Source organism: Frankia nepalensis, assembly GCF_016786325.1.
Lineage (GTDB): Bacteria > Actinomycetota > Actinomycetes > Frankiales > Frankiaceae > Pseudofrankia > Pseudofrankia nepalensis.
Genome location: NZ_JADWYU010000110.1, coordinates 23,508 through 37,431 on the forward strand (window position 1 = coordinate 23,508; position 13,924 = coordinate 37,431).

Annotated in this window: 7 protein-coding genes; 2 read left to right on the forward strand and 5 right to left on the reverse strand. The window is 72.9% G+C overall.

Annotation, left to right across the window (positions count from 1 at the left end; genetic code table 11):
• Window positions 1-31 precede the first annotated feature (31 nt).
• The 3 genes from I6A81_RS13770 to I6A81_RS13780 form a co-directional block, all read right to left on the reverse strand.
• Entirely contained in the window at window positions 32-4,207 is a 4,176-nt protein-coding gene (locus I6A81_RS13770) for an alpha-(1->3)-arabinofuranosyltransferase domain-containing protein (protein WP_238430482.1), read from the reverse strand.
• Window positions 4,208-4,485: 278 nt separating this feature from the next.
• Window positions 4,486-5,985, reverse strand: coding sequence for a lipopolysaccharide biosynthesis protein (locus tag I6A81_RS13775; protein ID WP_203010200.1), 1,500 nt, complete (start codon window positions 5,983-5,985; stop codon window positions 4,486-4,488).
• Between the two features lie 340 nt (window positions 5,986-6,325).
• Window positions 6,326-7,150, reverse strand: coding sequence for a class I SAM-dependent methyltransferase (locus I6A81_RS13780; RefSeq protein ID WP_203007319.1), 825 nt, complete (start codon window positions 7,148-7,150; stop codon window positions 6,326-6,328).
• Window positions 7,151-7,574: 424 nt separating this feature from the next.
• Between I6A81_RS13780 and I6A81_RS13785 the strand changes: the two genes are divergently transcribed.
• On the forward strand, window positions 7,575-8,909 hold the full coding sequence (locus I6A81_RS13785; protein WP_307874650.1) for an aminotransferase class I/II-fold pyridoxal phosphate-dependent enzyme: 1,335 nt from the start codon (window positions 7,575-7,577) through the stop codon (window positions 8,907-8,909).
• Window positions 8,910-8,948: 39 nt separating this feature from the next.
• Here the strand turns inward: I6A81_RS13785 and aat are convergent, their stop codons facing one another.
• Together aat and I6A81_RS13795 are read right to left on the reverse strand one after the other, a co-directional pair.
• Window positions 8,949-9,761, reverse strand: coding sequence for a leucyl/phenylalanyl-tRNA--protein transferase (gene aat, locus I6A81_RS13790; protein ID WP_203007323.1), 813 nt, complete (start codon window positions 9,759-9,761; stop codon window positions 8,949-8,951).
• A gap of 184 nt (window positions 9,762-9,945) precedes the next feature.
• Complete coding sequence (locus I6A81_RS13795; RefSeq protein WP_203007320.1) at window positions 9,946-12,240, reverse strand: putative bifunctional diguanylate cyclase/phosphodiesterase; 2,295 nt, start codon at window positions 12,238-12,240, stop codon at window positions 9,946-9,948.
• 482 nt (window positions 12,241-12,722) lie between these two features.
• Here I6A81_RS13795 and I6A81_RS13800 point away from each other — a divergent pair, with 482 nt between their 5' ends.
• On the forward strand, window positions 12,723-13,595 hold the full coding sequence (locus I6A81_RS13800) for an LLM class F420-dependent oxidoreductase (protein WP_203007321.1): 873 nt from the start codon (window positions 12,723-12,725) through the stop codon (window positions 13,593-13,595).
• Window positions 13,596-13,924 lie beyond the last annotated feature (329 nt).

Genomic DNA, 13,924 nt, shown 5'->3' on the forward strand with positions numbered 1-13,924 from the left:
CGTGCGGACCGAGGCCGGAAGGTGACGGTATTCAGCGGTAACGAGATGGTGGGCGCTCTGTGACGGCGTCCGGTTCGTCCTCGGCCGGTGGGGCGGTGGAACCGAAATCGCGGCGGGGGCGTCGAGACTGGGCGATCAGCATGGTCTCCTCCGGGTCGCTGCCCCGGGGACCACCGCCGACCAGCTCGGGAAATTCCACCTCCGCCTCGGACTCGGCCTCGGAGACCGGAGGCGCGGGCGCCACGAGGTTCGCCAGGGCGGCCGCGAAGGCGAGCGCGCCCGCCGCCTGTACCGGCCAGCTGAACGGGCCTTCGCCCGAACCGGGCACCGCGTCCGGCCCGAGCGCGACGCCGATGCCCGCGGCGGTCATGGCGAGCAGCCCAGTCCAGGGCAACAGCCAGGGCAGGCGAAGACCGACGACCGTCAGGACCGGCACGGCGAGGGCAACCGGACCGGCGACGAGGAAGACGGCGACGGTGGCGACCAGGCAGCCGACGACCGTGCCAGCCAGCCTGGCGCGCGTCGAGGACGGACGCCGCGGGCCGGGGAGCCGGGGGTGGTCGTCGGGTTCGCCCGACCGCCGCCGGCGCGACCGGGCCGGCACCAGCGCCAGCGCCAGCAGAACCAGCACCAGCAGCCCACCGACGACGAGGTTGCGGCGGTACTCGTGACCAGGCTTGTTCTCGATCACGATCGAGCCGGCCTCGCCGGCCGGCACGATCCAGCCCTGCTGCCAGCCGTCGAGTCGCACCGCCCGCAGGGGCGCGCCGTCCAGGCTGGCCGTCCACGACTCGTTGGCGTTCTCCCGGACGGCCAGGAACGCCCGCCCCCCCGCCGCGATGGAGACCACCCGCCGCTCGGGCGACCACGAGGTGACCGACGTCGACCGGGCGGTCGACCCGCTGGCCGCGGCGTCGGTCTCGACCAGCGTCAGCGAGGACACGAGCAGCGCCTCCCCGGCGTGCTCGATGGTGAGCAGGTGCGGCCCGGCGTCCAGTGAGATCGTCCCGTCGGGAGCGCAGACCGTGGTGCGCAGCGGGAGCGCCGCCGCCACGTCCGCCTGCGTGCCCTCGACGCGCAGGTCGTAGCGGGTGCCGTCGACCAGCAGTGCCGGGCCTTCCCCGCACGGGATGGCGAACGGCGCGTCCGACGCCGCGGAGGACTCGTCACCTGACGGAACGGCCTGCATGGTTCCGGTAACGGTCAGCCGCATCGGCCGGGGCACGTCGAACCTGCGGGTCAGGGTCTGTTCCTCCGACCCGCCGAACGGCTCGGTGATGTCCACCCGGTCGCGCTCGAACGAGTAGATGACCTGGCCCTGCCCGGGTGTCGTGAACAGGCCGGCCGCGTCCGCGGGCGCCTGCGCGTAGCGCTGGATCGGTACGCCCGGGATGGCGATCTCCCGGATACCGGCGCTGAAGTCGTTGTCCTCTTGCTCGATCACCCGCTCGAAGGTGAGCCGGTACCAGGAACTCGGCCCCGGGGGCACCGCCAGCCGCTGGATCGACTCGTCCGCGCGCACGTCCGTCAACGCGGTCCCGGCCGCGGTCGTGACCCGGATCGTGCGCACCTTGGGCCGCCACCTGCCCTCGGCCAGAAGCTGGACGTCGATGTAGGGCACCGTCACCGGCTGCGCGGTGTCGACCTGGATCCAGCCGCCGACGGATCCCAGCTTCGGGTCCGAGGCGACGTTCCAGTAGGTGTGCGACAGGCCGTCGACCGCCGCGTAGGGTCCGACGTCGGCGCTGGCGACCAGCGGGGAGCCGTAGGACGACGCGCTGACCTTGACGCCGTCGGAGTATCCCGCGACCGTCTGGTGGTCGACGGGGTCACCGTCGGCCCACTGGTGGGGCGGCTCCCCTGATCTGCCCGTGTTCTCGTCCGGGCCCAGCAGGTACGACTGCCCACGGTGCACGACGCCGAAGTCGTAGTCCCGGCGCTTGAACGTGTCGGTCACCATCCAGGCCGTCGTCGGTTCGACGATCTCGCTCGCGAGCGGCCTTTCCACGACCGGGCCAGCGGCGCTGGCGTCGGAGGCTGATCCGGAGGAGGCGGAGGGGCGCAACGGCGACTCCGGCAGGCCGTCCAGGTCGCTGGCGAGGATGACCGCGCGGTCGGCGCCGAGGACGCCCTGCGCGGCGAGCTGTACGGTCGCCTCGGCTCCGCCGGACACGACGACGGCCGTGTCGGCCGGGTAGGCGGTCACCGTGGACGCCCCGTCGGGTACCGCCCACACCTCGAGCGCCGGCACCGTCCCCCGCGGGCGGGCGGTTTCGGGGAGCAGCCGCTGCCTGGCGCTCGGGCGTTCGGGCATGGACGGCCCGAAGGTCGCGACCTGGCGCAGGCCCGAGCTCTCCAGTGCCCGGTGCACCTGCTCCGTGGACGGCGGGATGTCCCAGTCCTTGTCGTCGATGTCGTTGCGGACCAGCACCTGGCCGACCCCCGCCCGGGCCAGCGCGGCCGCGAGCCCGGGTGCCGAGCCTCTCGCCAGCGCCTGTTCGATGCCGTCCATCCAGCGGGTCATGCCGACCTGGCCCAGCGGCACCAGGGCGCGGCTCGCCCAGGGGGTGCTGGCTAGCCACGCGAGCGGCTCGTCGAGCGAGCGGCCCCACTCGTACTCGGCGAACGGAATGCCCGGCAGGAGCAGGGTCCGGCCGCTGGCGGGCTCTTCGGCCAACCAGTCCGCGGCCTCGTGCCAGTAGTCAGGGACCTTGGTGAACGACCCGGACTGAAACGACCGGCCGGCGAGCGTGGGTGTCATCGCGGTCACCAGCGCGGCGGCCGTGAGCATGGCGACGACGACCGGGATCGGGATCAGCCAGCCGACGTCCCGGGGAACGCGCGGCGACGGCTTCTCGGCGGGCGCCGGCTCGGCGGCCGACGGCTGGCTCCGCTGGGCGATCGGGCTTCTCCAGACCCGGCCACGGTCCAGCGGGACCGAGAGGGCGTGCGCCATCCCCAGCGCGAGTGGAAGGTGGGCGACCGGCTGGAACTTGTAGACGTTGCGGAGGAAGGCCAGCTGGTCCGCGAGCAGCGCCCGGACGCTGCCGGCCAGCGGGCTGGTGGGCTGGCCCGGGTAGGCCGCGCATACCGCGATCACCCCGACCGCCAGGCTGAGCAGCAGGAACCGGCGTCCCGGCAGGTCTCGGCGGGCCAGCCCCCAGAGCCCGATCCCGGCCATGACCGCCGAGCCGACGACCGGTACCGCCTCGTTGACGCTGGCCGTGGCGGCCGGCAGCCAGGGGTTGGGTGCCCGGAGGTAGGCCATCCAGTCGGCGGTGCCGCGAAGCGCCTCGGCCACGGAGGTGGCCGCGGTGGTGGCCTCGGCCGTCTCGGTGTAGGGGAGGAAGTTCAGGCCGTACCGGTTCTGGGCCAGGAGCGCGAGCAGCCACCAGGCCGTCGCCAGGATGATCGAGATCACCCACCACACCCGCAGTGCCCAGGCCCGGCGGCTCCACCCAGCGAGCAGCAGCAGCATCCCGGGGCACAGCAGGACGCACAGCGTGACGCTCGCGTTGACGCCGCCCGCGCAGAAGACGGCGAAGCCGGACAGCGCGGCCGCGCGGCGCGGCGACAGCGGGGCAGCGCCCGCCCGCCGCGCGCGGTCGCCCGGCTCACGGCGCGCCGCGTCGTCGGTGTCACCACCGGCGCCGCCGCCCGGCCGCAGCGCCAGGACGAGCGGGAGCGTGATCCAGGGGAGCATCGCCGCGCCGGTCAGCGCGACCGAGGCCGAACCGATCTTCGTCAGGAAGATCGGCGACAGGGCGTAGCCCAGGCCGCCGACGACCCTGGTCCATGGCCGGCCGACACGCATCGCGTCGGCGAGCCGGACGACGCCCCACGCCGCGACCGTCAGGAGGAACGCCATCCACAGCCGCTGGGTTATCCAGGGCGGCAGGTGAAGCACCTTCCCGACGAGAAAGAACGGCCCCATCGGGAACAGGTAGCCGACGTACTGATTCGGGAGGAAGCCGAAGTCAGACGAGGAGTTCCACAGGTGGGTGGCGCGTCCCAGAAACTGCAACGGCGCGAGCGGCACGTCGAGCTTGGTATCGGCGGTCAGCTTGCCCGGCGACTGCGACAGGTAGAGCACCACGAAACCCGCGGCGATGGCGAACAGAGGCCACCTGGGCGTCCGGCGGTAGCCGTCGGCGTCGCGCCGGGCGCGTTCGCCCAGGGCCGGGTCCGTGTGAGTGGGCTCCGCCATCGGGTACCCGGTACCTGGCCTTCGCCGGACCGAGGCGACCGGTCCTGATCGGCGGATACGAATCGTTGTCTCCATCGCTGTCACCGGGTCGGCGGGGCGTGCTATGGCTCCGTACATACCAGCACAGCCGGGAAGGAAATAGCGCGTCGGCCCACGACGGCGACGCCGGGCACTCATCCGGGATCGCACAGCGACGGCGGGCCGCCGCGTCGTCGAATGCCGGGCGCTTCACGGGCGTAGGGCACGCCCTGAGCGCGCCGAGGCGATCGGACGCCTGTTCATCGCCGGATGGGCTCGGTGGGGCGGCTGTCACCTCGCTGGCCCCAGCGTCCCGCCGTCCCGTCCGCGGTCGTGATGACCGGCGAGGCCGCGGCGGGCGGACCCGAAGCCGTGACGGCCGCGAGGCCGTCCGGTCCGGCGGCGGCGCCGTCGCGACCGGCGGCGCGCCGGTCGGAATGGTGCAGCCGGTAGACGAGCCAGCCGGCGACGGCGGCGGTCCCGGCCAGGCAGGCCAGGGCCGCCGCCGCGGTGCGCTCGATCGCGCCGCCGGCGAGGGCGAGGCCGGCGCCGGTCAGCGCCGAACAGACGAAGAGCGCCACGACGATCACGCGTTGGTTCGCGCCCAGCAGGTAGGTGGCGAACATCATGGCGACCGCCATGAACGTCATCGCGAGCGCGAGTACCCACAACGAGCCGGCGGCCGCCGTCAGGTCCGGGCCGAACACCAACGTCAGCAGCGGTTTGGCGCCGACGAGCCCGACCAGGGTGAGCACGAGCCCTGGCGCGATGACGCAGCCGACCGCCATCGCCAGCGCCCGGCCCGCCGGCTGGCCCTCCTTGCGCCGTCGCGCCGCTTCGGGCAGCAGGAAGTTCGCGACCGCCAGCCCGGTGTACACGGGCACCTTGCAGGCCGTCGAGATCGCCGCGTAGGCGCCCACCGCGTCCGGGTTGCGCCAGCCGACGATCACGACGTCCATGTTCTGCAGCAGCGCCAGCGGGACGAGGGTGCCGAACGCGATCGAGGCGTCCGTGATCAGGCTGTCCCTGGTTCGTCGCCGAGGCGGCGGCAGCATCGGGACCGGGCCGGTGGTGGTGGCCGAAGCCAGCGCGGCGTCGAGGCGGGGCCGCGACCTCGGGCGCGGTGGCCGGGGCAGCGCCGGGGTGCGGGCGACCGCCCAGCGGGTCTGCTCGGCGCCCACCGCTATGGACAGCGCCAGCCCCAGCCCGGCCCCGTTGACCCCGAGCCCGGCGGCGACCAGCGCGACCCCGAAGCCGATCCGCAGCGCGGCCTCGAACACGAGGCTGATGGCCAGCGCGGGGTAGTTGCCGCGGGCCTGGAGCAGGCCGCGTTCCACGTAGAGGGGCACCAGGAACGCCGCCGCGATCGCGGCCTCGGCGATCGCCAGCGGGTGCGGGTAGGACAGCAGCGCCGCGACCGGCCGGCACAGCGCGACCGCGATCACGGAGGAGACCGCGATCGCGGCGAACGTGACCCCGCGCAGCTGGCGGATCCAGGCGCGTCGCTCGCGGCGGGTCTCGCCGATCAGCGCCGACTCCCGATGGACCACGGCGGTGAGCACGGCCGTCCCGACGACCGAAAGAATCATGAAGATATTGGTCTGGACGACGACGGCGCCATAGGCGTCCGGGTCGAGCATCCGGGCGAGCGCCAGGTTCATCAGCAGGTTGAAGACGTTGACGACCATGCCCGCCGCGGCGAGAGCCATCGGGCCACGCAGCAGCTCGGCGACAAGGTCCCGCTTCACCGACAGCGCCATCGACCTCTCCGTAGGGCGGTCAGGCGCTTTTGCGCGGCCTGGCACCGGCCCAGCGGCGTGGCGATCCCGCCAGCCGGACTCGACGGGCTCATCGAGCGGCCTGACCCGTCATCACCGATGACACAGAGGACCCCCGAAAGCTGGCGACGGCTGATCCGGCCGGCCGGGACCGCCAGGCACGTCGACGGTTTCCGTGGAAGTTCGCCGAGGTGGTGCCCACACCGAGCGCAAGGTGCCCTGGCCGCCGGTCATCCGGATGGTCCCAGACAGTTTCCCGTGGCCTTACCCACCGCTCAAGTAAACCAGCTATCGTCCGCCGGGTACCTGGCCGCGGCGGCGATCAGATCTTGCGAAGAATCAGCAGGAGATTCCAGGTGAGAACCTCGCGCACCCCCGGCACCTTCAAAATCGGCTTGGACCAGTCCGGCAGGTATCGCGGAAGCGCGTCGATGACGACGACGTCCTGCCGGGAGCGAGCCCAGGCCAGGGTGTCGGCGACATACACGGGGAACATGGTCTCGCCGTAGATGTTCTTGGGCGGCACCCCGTTGCGCCGCTCGTAGCGGGCCTGCGCCCGGCGGCCGCCCAGGTAGTGCCACGGCGCGGTCTCGTGCCCGCCCCACGGCGACAGCCAGGTGCAGTAGCTCAGGTAGATGAGTCCGCCGGGGCGGGTCACCCGGACCAGTTCGGAGGACATCTGCCAGGCGTCCGGCACATGCTCCAGCACGTTCGACGTGTAGCAGATGTCCACCGAGTCGGTGCGCACCGGCAGCGCGAGCGCGCTGCCCCGGATCCGGCCGGGAACATCGGTGACCGCCAGCTCGGACACGTCCGGCTCGACCCAGCAGTAGCGGGCGCCGGCCTCTAGGAACGCGTCCCGGAAATGGCCCGGGCCACCGCCGACGTCGAGCACCGACTGGCCGGCGACCGAGGTGTAGCGGGACAGCTGGCGGACCGAGTCCGCGGCGATGAGCTGATAGAAGCTGGCCGGCGGGTCGACGGGCTTCTTGCGGTGCTCGGAGAAGAGCGTCCAGGAACGACGCAGGCCCCAGCCGACGTATGGCACGGAGGGCAGCGCGACCGCGCGTGGCCGTGCCGGTTCCGGCGTCGGCTCGGCCGTCGACGCCGTGGTGGCCGGTAGCGAATCCGGGGCCAGGTCAACCATAGGCGGACCCTAACACCCCGTCCGAGAGCGCCAACGTGACGGGCGGGCCCCCCAGGAGCCGCCGCGGGAGGCATCCCGGCGCCCGGCCAAGGAATTCGGCCGCCGCGGGAGTCCCTGTGGGACCGACCTCACACCGGTGCCCCGAACCGGCGACCCGCGGGCCCGCCCGGCTCGTCGACGGGTCGAGCCCGTCGGTCGTCGTTCCTGGCCGGCGCCGCGGCCGTGGCCGCCGCGCCGTGTCGGGTTGGTGCCGGTCCGGTTCTCGCTGAATATCTATGGACGGCTATGTCCCTCTTCGCTATTGTCGCAATACTGAGCGTCCGATTGACTCAGATCACCGAAGGATCTGAATAGCCCCGTCCCGCGAGACGATCCACTCACGCGTGCCGGGCCGCGAAGGTCTGGGTACTGGGGGGTGGTCGTGGTGGTGTCCGTGGACGCGGTCGGCTCGGTGCCGACCCCGGCCCCGTTCTCGGCTCGGCACCGGCGGCTGGCGCCGGCTTTCGACCACGTGCTGGCGCAGCCGCCGGGCGGGCTCGCCGAGATGCACCGGCTGCGCGGGCGGGTGCCGTTCTGGGACCCGGTCATCGACGAGATCGACGGCCGCCGGATCCGGGTGGGCGACCACTGGCTCATCGACTTCGCGTCCTGCAACTATCTCGGGCTCGACCTCGAGCCCGAGATCATGGCCGCGGTGCCCGAGTACCTCGCCCGCTGGGGGACCCATCCGAGCTGGTGCCGGCTGGTCGGCAACCCGCGGCTGTTCACCGAGCTCGAGCAGGCTCTCGCCGAACTGCTGGGCGCCGAGGACACCTTGCTGTTCCCCACGGTCAGCCACATCCACTTCTCCGTGCTGCCCGCGCTGGCCGGGGCCGGCGCGGTGTTCGTCGAGCTGCGCGCGCACCACACGATCCACGAGGGCGCCCGGATGGCCTCGACGCGCGGGGCGCGCGTCATCCGGTTCCGCGAGGAGAACCTGCCGGGGCTTGCCCGCAAGCTGGCGGCGAGCGACCGCAACCCCAAGGTCATCTGCGTGGACGGCGTGAACAGCATGACGGGCAACGGCCCGCCGCTGGCCGAGCTGACCGAGCTGGCCCGGGCCTACGACGCGCTGCTCTACATCGACGACGCGCACGGCTTCGGGGTGCTGGGCGAGCGGTCCGCCGACGAGCTGTCGCCGTACGGGTCCCGGGGCAACGGCACCGTCCGGCACCTCGGCGGCGATTACGACGGTCTGGTGCTCGTCGGCGGCCTTTCCAAGGCGTATTCGTCGCTGCTGGCGTTCGTCGCCTGCCCACCGGAAATCAGGCATTTCCTGCGAATCGCGGCGGGGCCCTATACCTATTCTGGTCCTCCGCCGGTGGCGTCGTTCGCGACCGCCCAGGCGGGCCTGCGATTCAACGCCATTCGCGGCGACGTCCGCAGAGCCGACCTGTACCGGCGGACGTCGCGGGTGCTCGACGGCATCCATGCACTGGGCCTGGAAACCCGCAACGAGACTGGTTTCCCGATCATCGAGGTCCCGCTGGCCGACCCGGATCTGATCGAACCGCTCGGGACCTTCCTGTTCAACCGGGGCATCCTCGCGACCATGGTGCCGTATCCGATCGTGCCTCGCCGCGAGACCGGCTTCCGGATCTCGGTGACGGCCGCCAACACCGACGCCGAGATCGAGGAGCTGTTGCGCGTCATCGCGGCGGCGGCCGACCGCTTCCCGCTGCGGCGGGCCGCCGACGGCCCGGAAACAGGCGACGGGTAGCCACGCGGGTGGACCTGGCCGCCGGCCCGGCGCGCCTGGCTACCCAGTGCGTGGGGCGGCCAGCCGCGCGACCGGGAGCTGGTCGGTGACCAGCCGCACGTCGGCGTCGCGGACCGCCCGCAGTGTCGCCAGATACGCGCCGCGGGGTATCTCCACGGCGCCCAGGCCGCGCAGGTGGTCGGTCGCGATCTGGACGTCGATCAGGCTGCCGCCGGCCGCCGTGAACCGGGCGTCGAGGTCGAGCAGCGCCACCTTGGAGGCGTCCGTGCGCGCGTGGAACATCGACTCGCCGACGTGGACCCCGCCGACCAGGATCCCGAACTGGCCGCCGACGAGTTCCTCGCCGTCCCACACCTCGACGCTGTGCGCCCAGCCGAGCGTGTGCAGCCGGGCATAACCCGCCCGGAGCTCGTCGGTGATCCAGACCTCCGGGCCCGTCCGCCGGCAGCGCGCCACGACCTCGTCGAAGCAGCGGTTCACGGTGGTGGTCCAGCCGCACGACCGGACCCGCCGACGCAGCGACGCGGACGCGCGCACCCCGCCGGCCGGGATCACCGCGCGCGGCTGGGGGCACCACCACGGCAGATCGCCGGGCCTCGGCCGACGCCCGTGGAGCAGCCCGACGCGCGCGCCCGCCGCGAGGAGGTGGAGCACCAGGCGGTGCATGCCGACGACGGCCGTCACGTCCTCGCTGGGCCAGGGGAACGCCCCGGCGCGGTAGGCGCCGATCAGTGTCTCGGGGGTGGGCCGCCCGCCCACCGCCACCGGCGCGTCCGCCGGCGCCGCCTCCAGCGCCAGGTCGTCCCACCAGGACGGCCCGGGCGGATCGGGGCGCGCGGTGAGGCCCGCGATCTCCTGGCGGCCCTCCCGGCTCGGCTCCCGGCCCTCCCCGGCCGCCTTCGCCGGTTCGGCGGGCACGCCGGATCCGGTGGGCACGCTGGATCCGGCGGGGCCCCCGGGCTTCGCCGGTTCGGCGGGAGCCCCGCCGAACCGCCCGCGCGCGGCGTCGTCGTCGCCGGACGTCACGGCCTTATGGTCACCGTCCTCGGGGCTGGCTCGGCACCGCGGCCCCGCCAGCCGGTGTCCGCTCCACCAGCTCGGCGAAGCGGTCGGCCGGCACGGGCGGGCTCACGTGGTAGCCCTGGGCGAAGTCACAGCCGAAAGCTTCCAGCAGCGCGAGCGTCGCCGCGCTCTCCACGCCCTCGGCGACGACCCGCAGCCCGAGGTCGTGGGCCAGGTCGACGGTGTGCCTGACGATCTTCTGCGCGACCGTGTTGCTGTCCAGCCTGCGCACGAACGACTGGTCGAGCTTGATCACATCCACCGGGAAGTCCCCGCCCAGGTAGTCCAGCGTCGAGTACCCGGTCCCGTAGTCGTCGATCGAGATGCCGATGCCCGCCTCGTGCAGCTGGCTGAGCACCGCGGCCGAACGGGACCGGTCGAGCATCACCGTGGTCTCGGTCAGCTCCAGCTCGATCGCCTCCGGGCACAGCCCGTGGGCGGCCAGCACCCCGCGCACCTGGTCCGGGAACGCCTGGTCGAGCAGGTCCGTCGCGGAGATGTTGACCGCGAGCGTCACCTCCATGCCGTCGGCCCGCCAGCGGGCCAGCTGCGCGCACGACTGCTCGAGGACCTTCATCGTCAGCGCGCCCATGAGCCCGGCGTGCTCGGCCAGCGGCACGAACGACGCCGGCGTGAGCAGGCCGCGGTCAGGGTGCCGCCACCGGGCCAGCGCCTCCGCCGAGCGGACCTGCCCGGTGGCGATGTTCAGCTTCGGCTGCACGTGCAGCTCGATCTCGTCGCCGCTGATGCCGGCGCGCAGGTCCTCGACCAGGCCGAACTCGAACAGCGGGTTGTCGGGGTGCCCGGGGTCGTAGTTCTCGACGCCGGTGTGCCGGTTCTTCGCCGCGTACATCGCGATGTCGGCCCTGGCGAGCAGCTCGTCGGCGTTCGCCGCGTGGCTGGGGTACACGGCCATGCCGATGCTCGCCGTCGCCGTGTACGTGAGCACCCCAACGTCGAGCGGGTCCGCGAGCGCGGTCCGCACCCGGTCGGCGACCAGCCGCGAGCCGTCGGCGTCGGTGCGCTCCAGCAGCACGGCGAACTCGTCGCCGCCGAGCCGCGCGAGCACGTCACCGGGGCGCAGCGCGGTCGCGATCCGCCGGCCCGCCTGCGTCAGGATCTCGTCGCCGAGGCGGTGGCCGAGGGTGTCGTTCACCAGCTTGAACTTGTCCAGGTCGAGGACCAGCAGGGCGACGCGCTGCCCGGCCGGCGAGTTCTCGATCGCCGCGCGCAGCCGTTCGGTCAGCCCGCGCCGGTTGGGCAGCCCGGTCAGCTCGTCGGTGCTGGCCAGCTCCTTGGTCTCCGCCAGCCTGCGTACCTCGGCGAAGGTGAACGCCGCCCGGACGAGGGCGGCGATCAGCGTGGCGGCCGAGAGCACCACCGAGGCCAGGTTCAGCCGGACCGTCGCGCCGGCGACCAGCACGCCGAGGGCGGCCAGCGCGAGCACGGTCGGCACGACCAGCACAGCCCACCCGGACGCCCGGGCCGGCCGGGTGCGCGGCTCCCGCTCCCAGGCGGCCAGCGCCAGCATGAGCGGGGAAAGCGCCCAGAAGACGTCGTCGAAGCCGCCGGGGGAGAACCAGCCGATCTGGACCGCGTTCACCAGGTAGGCCGAGTCGGCGACGACGAAGAAGATCATGCCGAGCGCCAGCAGCCACCACACCCGGCCGGGGTGGCGCCCCAGCAGGGCGAACACGCTGACCACCAGCAGCAGCAGGAACAGGTCCGCGACCGGGTAGGCCAGCATCAGCATCGTGTCCCGCGGCCCGAGCGCCGAGCTGTCGCGGATGAGCAGGACGCCGACGCCGGTCGTCACCGCCGCCATGCCGAACGCGCTGACGACCACGTCGAGCAGCACGCTGTGCGGCAGCCGGAGCACGCGGCGGCGCAGGAGCAGGATGACGGCGGCGTAGCAGGCCGGGTAGAAGGCGAGCCAGCCGATATCGCAGTACGACCCCGAGATCGCCTGCTGGCCATCCGGAGTGACCGGCCGGAGGAGATTGAACGTGATCGTCGAGGTGCCATAGGCGAGCAGCCCGACACCCAGGATCGCCCAGGGCGCCCGTTCACCGCGGATCAACGTCGCGCGCAGCACGCAGAAGGCGCCGGCCGCCAGACTGAACCCGTTGCGCAGCGGCCAGGCGATCGTGTCCAGGGCCGCGACGGGAACGAAACACGCCAGGAGCTGCACGACGACCGCGGCCACGAAGACCAGCTGGCCGACCCGGATCAGCCGGTAACGCCGCGGCGGCGTGCCAATCGTGATCACCGGGGGTTCTCTCCGAGATCCGTGCGTTTCCCGGAGTGCGGGCCCGCCGGCGTCCGGGCCGGCGCGCTGCGGGGGCGGGGCGGACAGCCCTTCAGGCCCCCCTCCTGGGAGCACCGCCCGTTGTGATGCCGCGGGACCTGCAGGTGGGCGGGGCTCAACATGCGCCAATTGTCGCTGATAGCACCCCCGCCCACGGCGGGGGTGATGACCTGGCGGGACTGACCTGTTCCCGCGTTGAGCCCGGCCAACACACGGGTGGTCCCCTGGACCCACGAGTCCAGGCCGATCCGAGAAAAACCGCTGGCGGGCACGGCCCTGGCCCGCCCTGGCCAGACGGCGACATAGGTTCTGGACTGACCACGCAACGCGGCCGGGCCGCCCTGAGCCGGCGCCGGGCGGTCGTGTGCCCGCCGCCGCGGGGACACGCGGCCGCGGCCCGCGGGCGGCGGCGCCGGCCGTATTCGACGGAAGGGCCACACCCGATGCGGATTGGGCTCCAGATCCCCGACTTCACCTGGTCGGGCGGGCCAGAGCGGCTCGGCGCGAACCTCGTGGAGATCGCCAGGACGGCCGACGCGGTCGGCTTCGACAAGCTCGCCGTGATGGACCACTTCTTCCAGATCGCCTATGTCGGGCCGCCCGAGAACGACATGCTGGAGGCCTACACCACCCTCGGCTTCCTCGCGGCGAGCACCGCCCGGGTGAAGCTGCTGACGCTGGTCACCGGGGCCGTCTACCGGCACCCCGGCGTCCTCGCCAAGACGATCACCACCCTGGACGTGCTGTCGGGCGGGCGGGCCTGGCTCGGCATCGGCGCCGCGTGGAACGAGGAGGAGTCGGTCGCCCTCGGCATCCCGTTCCCGCCGGTCGCCGAACGGTTCGAGCGGCTGGAGGAGACGCTCCAGGTCTGCCTGAGGATGTGGTCGGACGACGAGAGCCCGTACGACGGCGCGCACTACCAGCTCACCCGGCCGCTCAACTCGCCACAGAACCTGACCCGGCCCCATCCGCCGATCATGATCGGCGGTGGCGGCGAGAAGAAGACGCTGCGCCTGGTGGCCCGCTACGCCCAGGCGTGCAACCTGTTCCCCGGCCCGGACCTCGAGCACAAGCTCGACGTGCTGCGCGCGCACTGCGAGGCCGAGGGCCGCGACTACGACGAGATCACGAAGACCTGCTACTACAGCTTCGACGTCGGCGAGAGTGGCAAGAACGTCGGCGCGATCCTCGCGGACCTGGAACGGCTCGCCGCGCTGGGCATCCAGGAGGTCATCGGCAACGTCGCCGACGTCTCGAAGCTCCAGCCGCTGGAGATCCTCGGCTCCCAGGTCATCGGCCAGGTCGCCGACCTTTAGCACCGACCCCGTTCGCCGTCAACGGACCGGCGGCCCGTGCCGGTCCGGCATGCTGGAGCGATGACGCCCGCGCCCGGCCAGCCCAACCGCGGTCGCCCGGCGGCCGCGCAAGCGTTCCTTTCTCGCGGCGGCGACCTGTGACGGAACCCAGCCAGGATCCCGACCTCGGGCCTGGACCGGCCCCGGCCCTTCCGGTCCAGCCCGGTACCAGTCCTGTCGGGGCGCTGAGCGCCCCGATGGCGGAGCGCCAACCGGAACCCAGCCAGGATCCCGACCTCGGGCCTGGACCGGCCCCGGCCCTTCCGGTCCAGCCCGGTACCAGTCCTGTC